The sequence below is a fragment of the Pseudomonas sp. NPDC088885 genome (assembly GCF_044750025.1).
Taxonomy (GTDB): domain Bacteria; phylum Pseudomonadota; class Gammaproteobacteria; order Pseudomonadales; family Pseudomonadaceae; genus Aquipseudomonas; species Aquipseudomonas rustica.
The window spans coordinates 75679-92740 of sequence record NZ_JBIVJB010000008.1; the positions used below are offsets into that span (position 1 = coordinate 75679).

A 17062-nucleotide genomic window follows, 5' to 3' on the forward strand; every position below is an offset into this window, starting at 1 on the left:
GATTTACGGGCTAAATGCATCCCGATAAAAGGTATCTGCGCCGATCTGGATATCTGCGGCCAACCATTCAACAGTCCAGCCATTATCTGCCAGACGAGCAGTTGCAAAGACTATCGGATCGAGTAATGGGGCGAGTCCTGGATATGTTTGGATATCGCAACTCAAATCGACTGTTACTTGCCGGCTATCGCAAAAGGTCAGTGCGAGTCGGCGGTCTGTAAGCGCTACGGCAGCGGACAAGCGTGGTCTTTTTATGCTCGACATGTATTAAAAGCCTCCGAGTGAACGGGATGGGGCTGCTTCGCAGCCCAGCGGGAGCAAGCTCCCTCGCCACAGAAAGCCCTTTTGCCGCAAGTCATGCGGTGTGTTCAGAGGCTATCGCCGAATCAACCGGGTAAAAATACTGGCCATGGGCCGAGACTGAGTCAACATGTGACGCCCCATTCAGAGACTGAATAAGCCGTCTGCGTTCACAGTCGACCGGCCTGCGCGTTATAGTCGGGCATCCGATTATTTCGCCCCCGCCCTGCCCGTTCAGGTCGGCGTTACCGTTCGAGGATTAGCAGATGAAGTTCGAAGGCACCCAGGCCTACGTCGCCACCGATGACCTGAAGCTGGCGGTCAACGCCGCCATCACCCTGGAGCGGCCGCTGCTGGTCAAGGGCGAGCCGGGCACCGGCAAGACCATGCTCGCCGAGCAGCTGGCCGAATCGTTCAATGCCAAGCTGATCACCTGGCACATCAAATCCACCACCAAGGCGCATCAGGGCCTGTACGAGTACGATGCGGTCAGCCGTCTGCGCGACTCGCAGCTGGGCACTGAAAAAGTCCACGACGTGCGCAACTACCTGAAGAAAGGCAAGCTCTGGGAGGCTTTCGAGTCCGAAGAGCGGGTCATTTTGCTGATCGACGAGATCGACAAGGCCGACATCGAGTTCCCCAACGACTTGCTGCAAGAACTCGACAAGATGGAGTTCTACGTTTACGAGATCGACGAGACCATCAAGGCCAAGAAGCGCCCGATCATTATCATTACTTCGAACAACGAGAAAGAGCTGCCGGACGCTTTCCTGCGCCGCTGCTTCTTCCACTACATCGCTTTCCCGGATCGCCCGACCCTGCAGAAAATCGTCGACGTGCACTACCCGGACATCAAGAAGGATCTGGTCAGCGAAGCGCTGGACGTGTTCTTCGATGTGCGCAAAGTGCCAGGCCTGAAGAAGAAGCCGTCGACTTCCGAGCTGGTCGACTGGCTGAAACTGCTGATGGCCGACAATATTGGCGAAGCGGTGCTGCGCGAACGCGATCCGACCAAGGCGATTCCGCCGCTGGCCGGTGCTTTGGTGAAGAACGAACAGGACGTGCAACTGCTTGAGCGTCTGGCGTTCATGAGCCGTCGCGGTTCTCGCTAAGAGGCTGATGCCATGTTGCTCAACCTGTTCAATGAAATGCGTGCCGCCAAGGTGCCGGTGTCGGTGCGCGAGCTGCTCGACCTGATCAACGCGCTGAAACAGCGCGTGACCTTCGCCGACATGGACGAGTTCTATTACTTGTCGCGGGCGATTCTGGTGAAGGACGAACGTCATTTCGACAAATTCGACCGTGCGTTCGGCGCCTACTTCAATGGCCTCGAAAAGCTCGACGATCATTTACAGGCGCTGATTCCCGAAGAGTGGCTGCGCAAGGAGTTCGAGCGCTCGCTGAGCGACGAGGAACGCGCGCAGATCCAGTCCCTCGGCGGTCTCGACAAGCTGATCGAAGAGTTCAAGAAACGTCTGGAAGAACAGAAGGAACGCCACGCCGGCGGCAACAAATGGATCGGCACCGGCGGCACCAGCCCGTTTGGCTCCGGCGGCTTCAACCCGGAAGGCATTCGGGTGGGCGATGCCGGCAAGCGTCAGGGCAAAGCGGTGAAAGTCTGGGATCAGCGCGAGTACAAGAACCTCGATGATTCGGTGGAACTGGGCACGCGCAACATCAAGGTTGCCCTGCGTCGTTTGCGTAAATTCGCTCGCCAGGGCGCGGCGGAAGAACTCGATATCGACGGCACCATCGATCACACCGCCAAAGACGCGGGCCTGCTGAACATTCAGATGCGCCCGGAGCGGCGCAATACGGTGAAGCTGTTGTTGCTGTTCGACATCGGCGGTTCGATGGACGCGCACGTGAAGATCTGCGAGGAGTTGTTCTCGGCCTGCAAGACCGAGTTCAAGCATCTGGAGTACTTCTACTTCCACAACTTCGTTTATGAGTCGGTGTGGAAGAACAACATGCGCCGCACTTCCGAGCGCACTTCAACCCAGGATCTGCTGCACAAGTACGGCGCTGACTATAAGGTGATTTTCATTGGCGACGCCGCGATGGCGCCTTATGAAATCACCCAGGCCGGCGGCAGTGTCGAGCACTGGAACGAAGAGCCGGGTTATGTGTGGATGCAGCGGTTTATGGAGAAGTACAAGAAGCTCATCTGGATTAACCCGTATCCGAAAGATACGTGGGGGTATACCTCGTCGACCAATATCGTCAGGGATTTGATTGAGGATCAGATGTATCCGTTGACGTTGCGTGGGCTTGAGGAAGGGATGCGGTTTTTGTCCAAATGACGACCAGATCGTTCCCACGCTCTGCGTGGGAACGCATCCAGTGACGCTCTGCGTCACAGGGACGCGGAGCGTCCCGGGCGGCATTCCCACGCGGAGCGTGGGAACGATCAATTGTGGGAGCGGGCTTGCTCGCGAAGCTCTTAGCTTTCTTTAAAGCGCCGCAAATATCCGACATGCTCACGGTGCGCGACATCTTGCACCACCGGCCGCAACCGCACCTGCGCCCCCGGCAAACACTGCGCCAGCCGCGCCAACGCCAACGGCGTTAACGCCCCCAACCGTGGATACCCACCAATCGTCTGCCGATCATTGAGCAACACAATCGGCTGCCCATCCGGCGGCACCTGCACCGCGCCCGACGGAATTCCCTCGGAAATCATCGGCTGGCCCTGATATTCCAGCGCCTTGCCCAGCAAACGAATACCCATGCGATCAGCGCGACTGTCCAGCGTCCAGGCACTGTTAAACACATCAAACAGACTCTGCCCGCTGAACTGACCAATCTGCGCGCCGAGCACCAGATCCAGCGGTGCACTCGATTTAAGATCCGGCCGCAACGCCAACGGCATTTCCCGCACCAGCAACGATTCCCCGTGATAACTCAGCGTTGAACCCTTGGACAACGACAAGCCCATGCCGTCGAGTCCACCGAGTTCTTCACGCACCACCGTCGCGCTGCTGCCCAACACCTTCGGCGCGTCAAAGCCACCGGGCGCCGCAAGATACGCCCGGGCACCGAGCAACGGTTGCGTGAACTGCAGTTTTTGCCCTTTGCCCAATTTGAAACTGCGCCACGGCGCCAACGGCTGACCATCTACCTGCGCGCCAAGATCCGCCCCGGCCAGCGCCAGCAAGCAATCCTCTTCCGCCACCACCGCAAAGCCGCCGAGGGTGATTTCGATCACCGCCAAATCCAGCCCGTTGCCCAGCAGCCAATTGGCCCAGCTCATCGAGCACCAATCCGCCGCGCCGCCCTGAGTCACGCCCAGATGCCGCACACCAAATCGTCCGGCGTCCTGCAACAGGCACAGCGGCGTACTCGCCTCAATCGTCAATCGGCTCATGCCTGCGCCTCCAGTGGCGTGTCGTCGCCGCCCAGATTGATGAACTCGGCATGACTCACGGCTTCGAAACGCACGGTGTCGCCGGGTTGCATCAGGCTGTAGCCATCGCGATGACGGTCAAACAGTTTCGCCGGCGTACGACCGATCAGATTCCAGCCACCGGGCGAGACCACGGGATAGGCGGCGGTTTGCCGCTCAGCGATACCGACGCTGCCAGCGGCGACTTTCTTGCGCGGCGTGTTCAAACGTGGCGCCGCGAGGATTTCTTCGACCAAACCCATAAAGGCAAAACCCGGCGCGAAGCCGAGAGCGAACACCTGATATTCGCGGCCGCTGTGGCGACGGATCACCTCCTCCACTGCCAGCCCACTGCGCTCAGCCAGCAAGCTCAACTCCGGCCCGACGCTCAAGTCATACCAGACCGGCAGCACATGACATTGACCGGCGGATCGTGAATTCGGCGACAGATCAATCAGCGCCTCAGCGATCAATTCCCGCGCCTGATTCGGGCTCAAAACCGTCAAATCGTAATGCACCATCAGCGTCGTGTACGACGGCACCAGATCGATCAATTGCGCGCCGAACACCGAACGCAAACGCTCACTGGCAGCGAGCATCCACGGCATGTTGGCCTCAGCGATTTCATCGAACAGACGCAGCATCAGGCAATCCAGTGCCACCACTTCAATCCTTGGGTTCATTGCGCGTCCTGCTGATTCAAGGCCTCGCGAATGCGCTGCACGGCGGCCACCGAACTGGCGTTGTCGCCGTGCACGCAGAGGGTGTTGGCGTGCAGGCGCAACGCACTGCCATCGCTGGCGGTGAGGTTGCCGCCACGGGCAATGGTCAGCGCTTGTTCGATGATATTTTCAGGGTCGTGATGCACCGCACCCGGCAGTTGTCGTGAAACCAGTTTGCCGGCGCTGTCATAGGCGCGGTCGGCGAAGGCTTCGAACCACAACGTCACGCCATACTCATCACCCATTTGCTGCGCGGCCGAGTTGTCGCGAGTGGCCATCAACATCAGCGGCAGGCTGCTGTCGTAAGCGGCCACGGCCTGAATCACCGCACGCAATTGCGCCGGGTTGGTCATCATGTCGTTGTACATCGCGCCGTGCGGTTTGACGTAACTGACCCGGCCACCCTGCGCCTTGCAGATGCCGTCGAGCGCGCCGATCTGGTAATGCAGAATGTCTTGCAGCTCTTGCGCCGAATACGCCATGGAACGGCGGCCGAAACCGACCAGATCCTGATAAGCCGGATGCGCGCCGATTTTCACGCCGTGGCTCAACGCCAGGCTGACGGTTTTACGCATGATGCTCGGGTCGCCGGCATGGAAACCGCAGGCGATGTTGGCGCAATCGATGAAGGGCATGACCTCGGCGTCCAGACCCATGGTCCAGCTGCCGAAGCTCTCGCCAATGTCGCAATTCAATAGCAGGCGGCTCACGGTGAACACTCCTGTAGGGGCTTGTCTTTTTATCGGTAGGACTGTGCCTGGCAGGTTATCAGTTACTGCGCATCGAGTTGCTTGCCACGGGTTTCCGGCAGGCTCAATGCCGCGATGATCACCACGCCGTAAGACACCGCCGCGAAAGCACCAATGCCGACACTCAATGGCACGGTCTGGCTAAGCAAACCGATCAGCAGCGGAAACAATGCCGCCAGCGCCCGCCCGATGTTGTAGCAAAAACCCTGCCCCGAACCGCGAATCCGCGTCGGAAACAGCTCAGTGAGAAACGCGCCCATGCCGCTGAAAATCCCTGAGGCGAAAAAGCCCAGCGGAAAGCCCAGCCACAGCATCACGCCGTTGCTCACCGGCAATTGCGTATAGAGCAAAACGATGGTGAACGAGCCGACCGCGAACAGAATGAAATTCTTTTTGCGGCCTAGCAGATCGGTCAGATAGGCGCTGATCACGTAACCGACGTAAGAGCCGACAATCACCATCGCCAGATAACCGCCAGTACCGAGTACGCTCAAACCGCGTTCGTTCTTGAGGAAGGTCGGCAGCCAGGAAGTGATCGCGTAATAACCGCCCAAAGCTCCCGTGGTCAGCAGCGAAGCGCGGAACGTGGTGAAGAGCATGCCCGGCGCGAAGATCTCGTAAAACTTCGATTGATTCTCCGGCGTTTGTCGGGCCTTGGCTTCGCGATAGATCTCCGGATCCTTGACCAGACGGCGGACGAAAATCACAAAAATCGCCGGTACGATGCCGAGGATGAACAGCGCGCGCCAGGCGTCTTCCGGTGGCAACACCGAGAACAGCAGCGCATACAGAATCGCCGTCAGCCCCCAGCCCAGCGCCCACCCGGATTGCACCATGCCCACCGCTTTGCCGCGATCCTTGGCGCGGATCACCTCGCCGATCAGCACCGCGCCGGCCGTCCATTCGCCGCCGAAACCGAAGCCCATCAGGGTGCGGGCGATCAGCAGTTGTTCGTAGTTTTGCGCGAAGCCGCAGAGAAAAGTGAAGAAGGCGAACCACAGCACCGTCAGTTGCAGGGTGCGCACGCGGCCGATGCGGTCGGAGAGAATTCCGGCGACCCAACCGCCAATCGCTGAAGCAATCAGCGTGCTGGTATGGATCAGACCGGCCTCGCCGGTGGTGATGCCCCACATCGCAATCAGCGTCGGCACGACGAAGCTGAGCATCTGCGTGTCCATGCCGTCCAGACCGTAGCCGATCTTGCAGCTCCAGAAGGTGCGGCGCTCCTGCTGATTGATGTTGCGATACCAGTCGAAAGGCCCCGGACGCGCCGGTGCCGGGGATGCTTCTAGGGTGTCGGGAGCACTCATGGCTTATCTCCGCAGGTTTTTTATTGGTCTTGTTCGTAGCCCCGACGACGCCTATCGTGGGAACCGGATGCGCCGATTTTTCGTCGCCCGGGCGTGCTGCGTCCAACGAATAAAAACCCGCCTTAGGCATAAGAAAAATTTGTCACCCGAGCCTTGCCCATGAACCTGAAGTTTCTCGAGACCTTTGTCTGGGTCGCCCGCCTGAAGAGTTTTCGCCTGACCGCCGACAAGCTGTTCACCACCCAGGCATCGATTTCCAGCCGCATTGCGGTGCTGGAGGGCGAGCTGGGGGTGAAGCTGTTTCTGCGTGATTCACGCGGGGTCAGCCTGACGCCCGAAGGTTTGAAAGTGCTCGATTATGCCGAGCAGATGCTCGACACCATGTCGGCGCTGAAGCAATCGATCGAGACGCGCTCAAGCAAGGTCGGCCGCGTGCGCATCGGCGTGATGGACACGGTGATCCACACGTGGCTGAGCCCGTTGGTGGCGCAGATGACCGATCTGTACCCGCGCGTGGAAATCGAGCTGGTGGCGGATACCTCGCTAAACCTCTGCGATCAGCTGCAAAAAGGTTTTCTCGATATCGTTCTGCAAACCGATCTGGTGCGCCACGAAAGTGTGCGCAGCCTGGAACTGGCCAGCCATCCGCTGGGCTGGATCGTCGCCAGTAATTCGATCTACAACCGCGACTACGCCAACCTCGCTGAACTGGCGCAGGAACGCATCATCACCTACTCGAAAAACTCCCGACCGCATCAGGATCTACTGGCGTTGATGCAGGCGAACGGCGTGCTGGCGCCGCGTTTGAATTGCGTGAATTCGGTGTCGGCGATCACGCGGTTGTTGCGCGATGGTTTTGGTATTGGCGTGCTGCCGCCGGTGTTGGTGGCGGAGGAACTGGCGCGGGGGGAATTGACCTTGCTGAACATCGATCAGCGGCCACCGGATTTGCAGGTGGTGGTGTCGTGGCGGGTGGGGGTTGAGTGGGTCGAGGAGATTGTGACGTTGTGTCAGCAGGTGTTGGCGGGGTATGCGCAGAAGGTTGGTGATGGGTATGTGGTTTTGACTCCTTAACAGCAAAGATCGCAGCCTTCGGCAGCTCCTACATGATCGTTCCCATGCTCCGCGTGGGAATGCCTCAATGGACGCTCCGCGTCCGCTTTGGGACGCGGAGCGTCCCTGGCTGCATTCCCACGCAGAGCGTGGGAACGATCATCAGAGGCCGCGCACGTCGCGGTCTTCGATCGGGCGGCTTTGGCGCAAACGTCGGCCGCCGAGCACCACCCAGTCAATCAGACGGAACACGCATTCAATCCCGAACGACAGCAACAGCGCGCCGCTCATGCCCCAGATCATCGCTTCCGGGGTCAGCAGAATCTGATAGCTGTAGCCATTCCAGGTTTCCTTGCGAATGTCCGGATCCGCCGCCAGCACCACTTGCAGAAAGCGGATGTACCAAGGGCCCTGCATCGCCTGGAACTGCTTGTCCAACGCCACCTGACGGGTGAGCAAAGTGTTCAGGCTATCCGCATCGCTACGGAATATCGGATCTTCACTGGCGCGATAATGCGCGACCAGCGCCTGCATATCGCCCTTGAAAAATTGATCGGCCGTGCCCTGAAAACCGCGTAACCCGGTCTGCGCTTCAATCAGATGCGCTTCGACGCGTTTCGCGTAATCGTTGATGAAGCCCGGCACCTGGACACCGATCAACAGGCCCGCCGCGAACAACACCAGCCGTAGATAACTGAGCAACATGGCGCGCAATCCTTATTCGGTCTTACCCTGGCTGACGCATTCGCCGCGTCGCCACAGGCTCCATTGGCCCGGTTCGTAGCGGGTCCAGGTTTCGTTTTCGGTCAACGGTTCGGTGGCAATCACGGTGACCACGTCGTTGGGCGTGGTTTCCGCCTGGAAATCGACGATTACGTCGACATCCTTCAAGCGCGCCGGGCCGAACGGTGCGCGCCGGGTGATCTGTGCCAGTTTGGTCGAGCAGTAGCAGAACAGCCAGTCGCCATCGCTGAGCAGGCAGTTGAACACGCCTTTGCTGCGGTATTCGGCGCAGGCCGCGACCAGATCCGGCAACAGTTCTTCTATATCGACCGGTTCCGGAAACGCTGCACGCACGCGGTTGAGCAAATCGCAGAACGCCGCCTCGCTGTCGGTATCGCCGACCGGGCGGTAGAAACTTTTGATCGGGGTGAAATCGGCGAGTTGGCCGTTGTGCGCGAAGCACCAGTTGCGGCCCCACAATTCGCGGACGAACGGGTGGGTGTTGGACAGGCAAACCTTGCCGACGTTGGCCTGGCGAATATGGCCGATGACCACTTCGCTTTTGATCGGATAGCGTTGCACCAGATTGGCGACTTCCGACTCACTGCTGGCCGCCGGATCCTGAAACAGGCGCAAGCCACGACCTTCGTAAAACGCGATGCCCCAGCCGTCGCGGTGCGGGCCGGTACGCCCGCCACGCTGCATCAGGCCGGTGAAGCTGAACACGATATCGGTCGGCACGTTGGCACTCATGCCCAGTAATTCACACATGTGCGGACTCTCGGGATTACAGGCGCGGCTCGACCCGCGTGCGCTGCGGATTGCTCGGGACGGGCGGACGACCGTAGCGGTCATCGCCGACGCCGCCGAACGGTTGATCGTCATCGCGATCATCGGCACGAGCGGCAGCCTTGGCGGCTTCTGCCTGCTCGCGGCGAGCACGGGACGCGCGTTCGATTGGCAGACGGATCAACACGAAGATCAGGTAAATACCGAGGGCGATCATGCTGTACATGAACAGATCGGAGATCGCTCGCCACGCGTTGTTGCCGACCTTGAACGCCAGATCCAGCGCGGTGATGGCGATAGACGGCGCAACTTTGGCTTTCACCGGGTCAATGATGGTCGGGCTGAACAGCAACACCGCCATCAGCACCCGCAGCGGCTCGCGCAGGTAGCGCCACATCCAGGTGGTCAGGCGCATCCATACCAACAGGCAGCCTACGGCGGCAAAGGCGTAGAGGCCCCAGGCGATCAGATAGTCGTTCTCGGTCATGGTGTCCATGGCAAGGCAGGCAAAGAGGCGCTTATAGTAACGACTTTTCGCCCGTCCGGCTTGTCCCAATACCAGACGACCCGCAGCAAACCCTGTGGGAGCGAGCCTGCTCGCGAAAGCGGTGGGTCAGTGAAACAAATGTCATCTGACCGGACGCCTTCGCGAGCAGGCTCGCTCCCACAGGGGAATGCAGTGTTTCCAGGATTTGCGAAAACTCCTATTCCGTACATTGTTCGAGAGCCTTCCATGCCCCAATCCGCCAACGTCAGCAGTGCTCCGATTGCCCACAAGGCGCCCGGCGCCGACCCGTATGCCTGGCTGCAGGAGCGCGACACCGACGCAGTACTCGATTACCTCAAGGCTGAAAACGGCTATCAGGAAGCGCAAACCGCCGATCAGGCTGAATTGCGCGAAACCCTGTTCGCAGAGATCAAGGGCCGGATTCTCGAAACCGACCTGTCCCTGCCCTCGCCATGGGGCCCGTACCTGTATTACACGCGCACCACCGCTGGCGACGAATACGCGCGGCACTACCGCTGCCCGCGTCCGGCCGACGACAGCCTGACCCTCGACGAAACTCGCGAGCAACTATTGCTCGACCCGAACGTGCTGGCCAATGGCGGCTTCTTCTCGCTGGGCGCGTTCAGCATCAGCCCCGATCATCAGCGGCTGGCCTACAGCGTCGACGCCACCGGCGATGAGATTTACACGCTGTTCGTCAAAGAACTGTCCAACAACAAGGTCAGTGAGCTGGAATTCGAGGATTGCGACGGCAGCATGACCTGGGCCAACGACAGCCTGACCCTGTTCTTCGGCGAACTCGACGACACCCATCGCCCGCACAAACTGCTGCGCTATCGCCTCGACGGCACCGCCGCTGAAGAAGTCTTCACTGAGCCGGACGGTCGCTTTTTCCTGCATTGCTACCGTTCCAGCTCCGAGCAGCAATTGCTGCTGTTGCTGGGCAGCAAGACCACCAGCGAAGTCTGGGTGCTCGATGCCAATCAGCCGCACTTGCCGTTCACGTGCCTGGCGCCACGGGTCGAAGATCACGAATACGACGTCGATCACGGCCTGCTCGATGGCACGTGGACATGGTTTATCCGCACCAACCGCGACGGCATCAACTACGCGCTGTATCAGGCGCCGGATACCGGCATCGCGCCGACCGAAGCCGACTGGCAAAACCTGATCCCGCACAGCGACACGGTGATGCTCGACGGCGTCAGCCTCAACACCGAAGCCATGACTTTGAGCCTGCGCGAAGGTGGCCTGCCGATCATCGAAGTTCACCCACAAGGCCTGGCGCCATTTCGCGTGCAATTGCCGGACGCGGCCTACAGCCTTTATGTGCAAAACAGCCTGGAATTCGAAAGCGATCGCATTCGTCTGCGCTATGAAGCGTTGAACCGCCCGGCTCAGGTGCGCCAGTTGATCCTCGCCACTGGCGAACAAACCGTGCTGAAGGAAACGCCGGTGCTCGGCCCGTTCGACGCCGACGCTTACGTCAGCCAGCGCCTGTGGGCCACTGCGCCGGACGGTACACAAGTGCCGATCAGCCTGGTGATGAAGCGCGAAATGCTCGGCAAACCGGTGCCGCTGTATCTGTACGGTTATGGCGCTTACGGTTCGAGTCTGGATCCGTGGTTCTCCCACGCGCGTTTGAGTCTGCTCGATCGCGGCATGGCCTTCGCCATCGCCCACGTGCGTGGCGGCGGTGAGCTGGGTGAAGCCTGGTATCGCGCTGGCAAGCAGGAACACAAACAGAACACCTTCAGCGACTTCATTGCCTGCGCCGAATTCTTGATCCTCAACGGCATCACCACGGCTGAAAAACTGGCGATCAGCGGCGGCAGCGCCGGTGGTCTGTTGATTGGCGCGGTGTTGAATCAGCGCCCGGATCTGTTCGGCGTGGCGATTGCCGAAGTGCCGTTCGTCGACGTGCTCAACACCATGCTCGACCCGGAGCTGCCGCTGACCGTCACCGAATATGACGAGTGGGGCAACCCTGAAGAGCCGGAGGTTTACGAGCGGATCAAGGCGTACGCGCCGTACGAAAACGTCACTGCGCAGGCTTATCCCGCGACACTGGTGATCGCCGGCTACAACGACAGCCGCGTGCAGTATTGGGAAGCAGCCAAGTGGGTGGCGAAACTGCGCGCGAGCAAAACCGACGACAATCTGTTGCTGCTCAAGACTGAGCTGGGCGCCGGGCATGGCGGGATGAGCGGGCGTTATCAGGGATTACGTGACGTAGCGCTCGAATATGCATTTGTCTTCAAGGTTTTGGGCCTGGCCTGAGGAACTCCGTCGGTCACTTGGGTCTTAACTCCAGACCCTTGTGGCCGATACCCACTGATCCCTTGTGAAAACTGCCCATTGTGGCGAGGGGATTTATCCCCGATCGGCTGTGCAGCAGTCGCAAATTCGGTCATCGCGGAGTTTCAGCAGAATCGCGCTGGCAAGATTTGGGGCCGCTTCGCAGCCCATCGGGGATAAATCCCCTCGCCACAAAAGCCCGTTCCTATGGGATCCGTGTATAGCCTTGAAATGTGAAAACAATAAAGACCGCACCGACATGTCAGAACCAACCTTCCTGAACAACGAAATCCGCGACTGGCTGATGGACTGTGGCCTGTTCGATCAATTGCAACTTGCCGACTTCGCCGCCGCGTCCGGCTACTTCAGCATCAGCACCGTGGCGGAAGGCGAGGCGATATTCCGCGAGGGCGATGCCGGCAGTTTCATGTGCATCCTCCACACCGGTCAGGTCGCCGTGCAGAAAACCGGGCCCGACGGCCAGGTCATCACCATGGCCACCCTGCGCAGCGGCCGCGCGTTCGGTGAAATGGCCGTGCTCGACGGCGAACGGCGCTCAGCCACCTGCATCGCTGCGAGCAACTGCCAACTGTTGAACCTCGGCAAGGACTCGCTGGAAAAAATGCTCAACGACGCGCCGAAGATCGCCGCGAAGATCATCCGCGCCCTCGCCGTCTCGCTGTCGAAACGCCTGCGCATGGCCGACGGCCAACTGGCGGCACAACAGGTCTAACCGCCAGGCGATTTGGCCTTGCTGCCGCTCGGTTCAATGCCCGGCACTGGCTGATCTTTGCTCGGCGGCGTAGGCATTTCAATCGGCACCAGCGGCGGGCTGCCACTGCCGGCGCCTGACTTGGGAATGTTGATCGGCGTGATCTGCGGATAAGGTGTCGGTGTTGCGGTACCGGGCGCGCCGGGCTGCGGCGTCGGGCTGACCGGAATGGTCTGCTGCGCCTGCACTGTAGTAATCGAGAGCGCGGCCAGGGCAATGACCGTTAGAATGGTGCGCTTCATCAAGGGCTCCGTTTGGCCTCTAGTCTGCGCTCAGGCTACTCCCAACGGGCCCGCTTGCCTTCCCCCTTGTAGAGATTTCCATGAAACGTTTCGTTCTGCTCGACACCACCCCGATCCCCGAAAGCGGCGGTGCCCTGTGCCTGTTCGAGTATGGCGAGGACTTCGTCATCAAGATTCAGGGCGGCGACGGCGGGCAATTGATGAACACGCGCATGCACGGCTCCGAAGATGCGCTGGCCGAGATTCCCTGCCGCAAAGTCGCCGGGCGGCCGGATTCGCGGGTGCTGATCGGCGGTCTGGGCATGGGCTTCACCCTCGCCTCCGCGCTCAAGCATCTGGGCAAGACCGCTGAAGTAGTGGTCGCCGAATTGGTGCCCGGCGTGGTCGAGTGGAACCGTGGCCCGCTCGGCGAGAAGTCCGGTCGTCCGCTGCTGGATCCGCGCACCGTCATCCGTCAGGAAGACGTGGCCAAAGTGCTGCAAAGCGAGCCGAATGGTTTCGACGCAATCATGCTTGACGTCGACAACGGCCCCGAAGGTCTGACCCAGAAAGCCAACAGCTGGCTGTACTCCGCCGCTGGTCTGAATGCCTGCGCCAAGGCCCTACGCCCGAAAGGCGTGTTGGCGGTGTGGTCGGCCAGCGCTGATCGGCTGTTTTCCGACAAATTGAAGAAGGCCGGTTTCAAGGCCGAAGAAGTCCAGGTCTTCGCCCACGGCAACAAGGGCACGCGCCACACGATCTGGATTGCCGAGAAGCTCAAAGGCTGAGCTAAACTCTGCGCATAACCGTCATTAGTCTTTTACAAAGGTGAACCCATGAGTTCGTCCACCCCAACCAATACGTCGAAGCTGGATCGCATCCTCGCGGACAACCAGCGCGACAAGGAAATGGGCTACCGCGACAAAGCCCTGAAGATGTACCCGCACGTCTGTGGCCGCTGCACCCGTGAATTTTCCGGCAAACGCCTGAGCGAACTGACCGTGCACCACCGCGATCACAACCACGACAACAACCCGCAGGACGGCTCGAACTGGGAGCTGTTGTGCCTGTATTGCCACGATAACGAGCACTCGCGTTATACCGATCAGCAGTACTTCAGCGAAGGCTCGCTGAGCACGCCGAAGATTGCCAAGGCGACGCACAACCCGTTTGCCGCCCTTGCCGGGTTGATGAAGAAAGAAGATTAGAGATCTGTATGGGTCTGACTGGCCCCTTCGCGAGCAAGCCCGCTCCCACATTGGATCTGTGGCGTACACAAAACCAATGTGGGAGCGGGCTTGCTCGCGAAGGCGGCCGTCCAGACACCGCCAATCCATGATCTGACCACAACCGCCCAATCCCCGTATAATCGCGCTCTTTTTTCCCGAAGGCACCCCGCTCGTGGCAGACAAACGGTACAGCTGCATTGGTTTGTATAACCCCAAATCACCGGAGAACGTCGGTTCGGTGATGCGCGCCGCAGGCTGCTACGGCGTGGCATCGGTGTTCTACACCGGCAAGCGTTATGAACGCGCCGCCGACTTCGTTACCGACACCAAGCGCGTGCACTACGACATCCCGCTGATCGGCATCGATGATCTGAAAAAAATCCTCCCGCTCAACTGCGTGCCCGTCGCCGTGGAACTGATCGAAGGCGCCCGCCCGCTGCCGGAATACACCCACCCGGATCGCGCCCTGTACATCTTCGGCCCCGAAGACGGTTCGCTGGACAAAGAGATCCGCGACTGGTGCGAAGACGTCGTGTACATCCCGACCACTGGCTGCATGAACCTCGCCGCCACCGTCAATGTCGTGCTCTATGACCGCATGGCCAAAGGCCTGAACACCCGCTCCGGGCCGAAATTCCGCTGAAGCGTCGCACATCCGATGGAACAAGCTGACCGCTCGCGCAGTCAGCTTATTTATCCATTACTCATAGCCTGGAGAAAGATCATGACCGAGCTCAAACGCGTCGAACGTATCGAATCCACCCCGTTTCAGAGCCGTTCCGAGCAGAACGTCGAAGGCTGGGAGCGCATCGGCTCGCTGGCCGGTGGCGTGATCATGGTCGGCAAGGGCCTGCGCCGTGGCGGTGTGTTCGGTTTGATTCAGGTGGCGATTGGCGGCGTGGCCATGGCTCGCGGTATTACCGGGCACAGCTCGGTGAAAAGCCTGATCGAAAAGAGCCGTCAGGACATGAATAACGTGCGGGCGAAGATCGAGCGTGCCGGGGAAGAGTTGAGCAAGCTGAAGGCGAATGCCGAAGCGGCGACCAGCTCGGCGACAGTGACCGGGAATGAATCGGTGAAGTCGCCGAAAGCCGGGGTTTAAAAGCAAAAGATCGCAGCCTGCGGCAGCTCCTACATATGGAATGCGTTTCCCCTGTAGGAGCTGCCGCAGGCTGCGATCTTTTGATCTTTATTGCAGCAACTCGGAATCAAGGACTTTAGAGGACTCGCCGAGCACGCTCTCAGCCAGTTGCACAAACTCTTTAGTACTCACCGTCCCCAAATGCATCGCTCCCCGCGATACGTCATCCAGCGAACGTTTATTGCGGGTCTTCAAACGAATCTCGCGATCCAGTTCCTGCAACACAATCACCGCTTTTGCCACCTGCGCCGGGCTGATCTGCTCACCGCGCAGCGTCGTGACTTTCTGGCTGTCCCTGGCCAGTTTCGCCTGCAAACTCTGATAGCGCTCATCGCTCATGCCACCGGCGCGGCGCAGCAGTTCGATCGCGTAATACTCGGCAAAGCCTTCGCTGATCCAGTCGCTGCGCTGCTCGTCATTGATCCGCCCAAACACCTGCGCCAGTTCACGCATCAGCGCACTGCTGCCGCTTTCACTGACTAGCGGCAAGCGCGTGTTCACGTAGATCGATTCATGCGCACCGAGGCTGCCGCGCCACATCGGGTCGTTGGCGCCGACGATCAGCAGCTTGGCCGGATGACGTGGATAAACCGCCTGCACCTGCGGCCAGACGAAGGTCAGCAACGTCAGTACATCCATGCGCCTCATGCCCTGCCCTTGCGGTGAGGCGACGGTGACTTCGGTTTCGCCCAGGCGCGTGCGACGGCTGCCGAGCTTGCCGGCGAGCATCCAGCCGGTCGGGCGGTCGAACAGGCGTGAAGGGTTGTCGATGCGGAATTTGTTTTTGCCGATTCTTGGCCAGGCGGTTTCGACGCTTTTCCAGCCATCGGGCAATTCGAATTGCAGGCGCGAGACCAGTTCCGTGCCGTCCTGCTGATCGAGTTTGGCTGGCGGCACCAGTTCATCACCGCGCAGCAGCGCCCAGCTCGGCGTCATGCGGGTGTCGAAGCTGCCGTTTTTGCGGCCGTGGCTGATGCGCACGCGGTAGGTCAGGCTGGCCTTGGCACTGGTCGGGCGCCAGACGCCGCGCGCGTGTTTGCCGGGAGTCAGCAGCCATTGGCCATCGGCTTTGAAGTCGCTGTAATGGCTGCCGTCGCCAAGGTCGAAATCGAGGCTGCGCACGGCTTCGCCTTTGGCCAGGGTCAGGCGCACTTCGGCCTGATCGCTTTGTGGCAACAGGCGAATGTGGTAATCGAGATCGACTTTTTTTGCTGCCCAGACGGGCGCACTGAACATCAGCAGACCGATCAGCAACGCTCGCAGCAAACCCGCAGCCATACCCACTCCTTGTGGCAGTCAGAATTATTGTGTGAGTGCTGCGCACTCAATATCGGGAGCAAGCTCCCTCGCTACAGGTTATCCCGTTAGCCAGCGCGGAAAATCAGGTGATCTTCCCAGTCATCTTCCGGCACGCTGCCTTCGGCGAGCATACGCCCGGATTGTGAAATTCGTTCGTGGTGCACTGCCTCGCGATCACCACACACCAAGTGATGCCACGACGGCAGATCCTTGCCCTCACTGACCAGTCGATAGCCGCAGGTCGGCGGCAGCCATTTGAATTCTTCGGCCTGGCCCGGGGTGAGCTGGATGCAATCCGGGACAAACTTGATGCGATTCGGGTAATCGCTGCACTGGCAGGTGTTCAGATCCAGCAGTTTGCAGGCGATGCGCGTGTAATAGACGCTGTTGTCTTCTTCATCCTCGAGTTTTTGCAGGCAGCACAGACCACAGCCGTCGCACAGCGATTCCCATTCCTGGTGATCCAGTTGATCAAGGGTTTTGTGTTTCCAGAACGGTTCGACTTCGGCGGCCATGGCTCAAGCATCAACATCAGGTGGTGAAAGGCCGCCAGTCTAGTGCCC

The 17062-nt window shown here is 59.9% G+C and carries 20 protein-coding genes; 9 read left to right on the plus strand and 11 right to left on the minus strand.

The genetic code is table 11. The features are described 5' to 3' along the window. Nucleotides 1-3 precede the first annotated feature (3 nt). Nucleotides 4-264 (minus strand): DUF2442 domain-containing protein, encoded by a 261-nt coding sequence (locus tag ACIP1X_RS07120; RefSeq protein WP_400750626.1) that lies wholly within the window; start codon nt 262-264, stop codon nt 4-6. A 302-nt stretch (nt 265-566) separates the two neighbouring features. Here ACIP1X_RS07120 and ACIP1X_RS07125 point away from each other — a divergent pair, with 302 nt between their 5' ends. Both ACIP1X_RS07125 and ACIP1X_RS07130 read left to right on the plus strand, forming a co-directional pair. Beyond that, nucleotides 567-1412 (plus strand): MoxR family ATPase, encoded by an 846-nt coding sequence (locus ACIP1X_RS07125; RefSeq protein WP_064119651.1) that lies wholly within the window; start codon nt 567-569, stop codon nt 1410-1412. A 12-nt stretch (nt 1413-1424) separates the two neighbouring features. Continuing rightward, entirely contained in the window at nt 1425-2603 is a 1179-nt protein-coding gene (locus ACIP1X_RS07130) for a VWA domain-containing protein (RefSeq protein WP_053118130.1), read from the plus strand. 140 nt (nt 2604-2743) lie between these two features. On the opposite strand, the gene ACIP1X_RS07135 is transcribed toward ACIP1X_RS07130, so the two are convergent. The 4 genes from ACIP1X_RS07135 to ACIP1X_RS07150 form a co-directional block, all read right to left on the minus strand. Beyond that, nucleotides 2744-3667 (minus strand): biotin-dependent carboxyltransferase family protein, encoded by a 924-nt coding sequence (locus ACIP1X_RS07135; RefSeq protein ID WP_400750630.1) that lies wholly within the window; start codon nt 3665-3667, stop codon nt 2744-2746. After that, entirely contained in the window at nt 3664-4368 is a 705-nt protein-coding gene (pxpB, locus tag ACIP1X_RS07140; protein WP_400750633.1) for a 5-oxoprolinase subunit PxpB, read from the minus strand. The genes ACIP1X_RS07135 and pxpB overlap by 4 nt, the downstream gene beginning before the upstream one ends. Next, nucleotides 4365-5117 carry a 5-oxoprolinase subunit PxpA gene (locus ACIP1X_RS07145; protein WP_400750636.1) on the minus strand — a complete coding sequence of 251 codons (753 nt, stop codon included), beginning with the start codon at nt 5115-5117 and terminating at the stop codon, nt 4365-4367. Before ACIP1X_RS07145 ends, pxpB begins: the two co-directional genes overlap by 4 nt. A 62-nt stretch (nt 5118-5179) precedes the next feature. Further along, entirely contained in the window at nt 5180-6466 is a 1287-nt protein-coding gene (locus tag ACIP1X_RS07150; RefSeq protein WP_053118122.1) for an MFS transporter, read from the minus strand. Nucleotides 6467-6625: 159 nt separating this feature from the next. Here ACIP1X_RS07150 and ACIP1X_RS07155 point away from each other — a divergent pair, with 159 nt between their 5' ends. Then, nucleotides 6626-7540, plus strand: coding sequence for a LysR family transcriptional regulator (locus ACIP1X_RS07155; protein ID WP_400750639.1), 915 nt, complete (start codon nt 6626-6628; stop codon nt 7538-7540). 141 nt (nt 7541-7681) lie between these two features. Here ACIP1X_RS07155 and ACIP1X_RS07160 read toward each other — a convergent pair whose 3' ends face one another. Genes ACIP1X_RS07160 through ACIP1X_RS07170 form a run of 3 tightly spaced genes read right to left on the minus strand, consistent with a single transcriptional unit; the run spans nt 7682 to nt 9527 of the window. Beyond that, complete coding sequence (locus ACIP1X_RS07160) at nt 7682-8224, minus strand: DUF2937 family protein (protein ID WP_053118118.1); 543 nt, start codon at nt 8222-8224, stop codon at nt 7682-7684. Between the two features lie 12 nt (nt 8225-8236). Further along, nucleotides 8237-9013: a class II glutamine amidotransferase gene (locus tag ACIP1X_RS07165; protein ID WP_053118116.1), complete on the minus strand. Its 777-nt coding sequence runs from the start codon at nt 9011-9013 to the stop codon at nt 8237-8239. Nucleotides 9014-9029: 16 nt separating this feature from the next. Then, entirely contained in the window at nt 9030-9527 is a 498-nt protein-coding gene (locus ACIP1X_RS07170) for a hypothetical protein (protein WP_053118114.1), read from the minus strand. Nucleotides 9528-9764: 237 nt separating this feature from the next. Between ACIP1X_RS07170 and ACIP1X_RS07175 the strand changes: the two genes are divergently transcribed. Continuing rightward, nucleotides 9765-11819 (plus strand): S9 family peptidase, encoded by a 2055-nt coding sequence (locus tag ACIP1X_RS07175; protein ID WP_400750642.1) that lies wholly within the window; start codon nt 9765-9767, stop codon nt 11817-11819. Between the two features lie 277 nt (nt 11820-12096). Next, nucleotides 12097-12570 (plus strand): Crp/Fnr family transcriptional regulator, encoded by a 474-nt coding sequence (locus tag ACIP1X_RS07180; RefSeq protein ID WP_008085900.1) that lies wholly within the window; start codon nt 12097-12099, stop codon nt 12568-12570. Here ACIP1X_RS07180 and ACIP1X_RS07185 read toward each other — a convergent pair. Then, complete coding sequence (locus ACIP1X_RS07185) at nt 12567-12851, minus strand: hypothetical protein (protein ID WP_400750645.1); 285 nt, start codon at nt 12849-12851, stop codon at nt 12567-12569. The two genes, ACIP1X_RS07180 and ACIP1X_RS07185, sit on opposite strands and share 4 nt — an antisense overlap. An 80-nt stretch (nt 12852-12931) precedes the next feature. Between ACIP1X_RS07185 and ACIP1X_RS07190 the strand changes: the two genes are divergently transcribed. The 4 genes from ACIP1X_RS07190 (at nt 12932) to ACIP1X_RS07205 (ending at nt 15161) form a co-directional block, all read left to right on the plus strand. Beyond that, on the plus strand, nt 12932-13618 hold the full coding sequence (locus ACIP1X_RS07190) for a spermidine synthase (RefSeq protein ID WP_007911335.1): 687 nt from the start codon (nt 12932-12934) through the stop codon (nt 13616-13618). Between the two features lie 48 nt (nt 13619-13666). After that, a complete protein-coding gene (locus tag ACIP1X_RS07195; protein ID WP_007911336.1) occupies nt 13667-14038 on the plus strand; it encodes a YajD family HNH nuclease in 372 nt (123 codons plus the stop codon). A gap of 193 nt (nt 14039-14231) precedes the next feature. Next, nucleotides 14232-14702: an RNA methyltransferase gene (locus tag ACIP1X_RS07200; RefSeq protein ID WP_400750648.1), complete on the plus strand. Its 471-nt coding sequence runs from the start codon at nt 14232-14234 to the stop codon at nt 14700-14702. 81 nt (nt 14703-14783) lie between these two features. Beyond that, on the plus strand, nt 14784-15161 hold the full coding sequence (locus ACIP1X_RS07205) for a DUF2892 domain-containing protein (RefSeq protein WP_400750651.1): 378 nt from the start codon (nt 14784-14786) through the stop codon (nt 15159-15161). Nucleotides 15162-15248: 87 nt separating this feature from the next. Here the strand turns inward: ACIP1X_RS07205 and ACIP1X_RS07210 are convergent, their stop codons facing one another. Together ACIP1X_RS07210 and ACIP1X_RS07215 are read right to left on the minus strand one after the other, a co-directional pair. Then, nucleotides 15249-16478 (minus strand): hypothetical protein, encoded by a 1230-nt coding sequence (locus ACIP1X_RS07210; protein ID WP_400750654.1) that lies wholly within the window; start codon nt 16476-16478, stop codon nt 15249-15251. Between the two features lie 86 nt (nt 16479-16564). Further along, the gene (locus ACIP1X_RS07215) at nt 16565-17014 is read right to left on the minus strand and encodes a YcgN family cysteine cluster protein (protein WP_159814161.1); all 450 of its coding nucleotides are present in this window, start codon (nt 17012-17014) and stop codon (nt 16565-16567) included. Nucleotides 17015-17062: the final 48 nt, after the last annotated feature.

Excerpts from the sequence above, each read along its gene's own strand:
- ACIP1X_RS07120 (WP_400750626.1), bottom strand. The coding sequence starts at position 264 with ATGTCGAGCATAAAAAGACCACGCTTGTCCGCTGCCGTAGCGCTTACA.
- ACIP1X_RS07125 (WP_064119651.1), top strand. The coding sequence starts at position 567 with ATGAAGTTCGAAGGCACCCAGGCCTACGTCGCCACCGATGACCTGAAG.
- ACIP1X_RS07130 (WP_053118130.1), top strand. The coding sequence starts at position 1,425 with ATGTTGCTCAACCTGTTCAATGAAATGCGTGCCGCCAAGGTGCCGGTG.
- ACIP1X_RS07135 (WP_400750630.1), bottom strand. The coding sequence starts at position 3,667 with ATGAGCCGATTGACGATTGAGGCGAGTACGCCGCTGTGCCTGTTGCAG.
- pxpB (WP_400750633.1), bottom strand. The coding sequence starts at position 4,368 with ATGAACCCAAGGATTGAAGTGGTGGCACTGGATTGCCTGATGCTGCGT.
- ACIP1X_RS07150 (WP_053118122.1), bottom strand. The coding sequence starts at position 6,466 with ATGAGTGCTCCCGACACCCTAGAAGCATCCCCGGCACCGGCGCGTCCG.
- ACIP1X_RS07155 (WP_400750639.1), top strand. The coding sequence starts at position 6,626 with ATGAACCTGAAGTTTCTCGAGACCTTTGTCTGGGTCGCCCGCCTGAAG.
- ACIP1X_RS07160 (WP_053118118.1), bottom strand. The coding sequence starts at position 8,224 with ATGTTGCTCAGTTATCTACGGCTGGTGTTGTTCGCGGCGGGCCTGTTG.
- ACIP1X_RS07165 (WP_053118116.1), bottom strand. The coding sequence starts at position 9,013 with ATGTGTGAATTACTGGGCATGAGTGCCAACGTGCCGACCGATATCGTG.
- ACIP1X_RS07170 (WP_053118114.1), bottom strand. The coding sequence starts at position 9,527 with ATGGACACCATGACCGAGAACGACTATCTGATCGCCTGGGGCCTCTAC.
- ACIP1X_RS07175 (WP_400750642.1), top strand. The coding sequence starts at position 9,765 with ATGCCCCAATCCGCCAACGTCAGCAGTGCTCCGATTGCCCACAAGGCG.
- ACIP1X_RS07180 (WP_008085900.1), top strand. The coding sequence starts at position 12,097 with ATGTCAGAACCAACCTTCCTGAACAACGAAATCCGCGACTGGCTGATG.
- ACIP1X_RS07185 (WP_400750645.1), bottom strand. The coding sequence starts at position 12,851 with ATGAAGCGCACCATTCTAACGGTCATTGCCCTGGCCGCGCTCTCGATT.
- ACIP1X_RS07190 (WP_007911335.1), top strand. The coding sequence starts at position 12,932 with ATGAAACGTTTCGTTCTGCTCGACACCACCCCGATCCCCGAAAGCGGC.
- ACIP1X_RS07195 (WP_007911336.1), top strand. The coding sequence starts at position 13,667 with ATGAGTTCGTCCACCCCAACCAATACGTCGAAGCTGGATCGCATCCTC.
- ACIP1X_RS07205 (WP_400750651.1), top strand. The coding sequence starts at position 14,784 with ATGACCGAGCTCAAACGCGTCGAACGTATCGAATCCACCCCGTTTCAG.
- ACIP1X_RS07210 (WP_400750654.1), bottom strand. The coding sequence starts at position 16,478 with ATGGCTGCGGGTTTGCTGCGAGCGTTGCTGATCGGTCTGCTGATGTTC.
- ACIP1X_RS07215 (WP_159814161.1), bottom strand. The coding sequence starts at position 17,014 with ATGGCCGCCGAAGTCGAACCGTTCTGGAAACACAAAACCCTTGATCAA.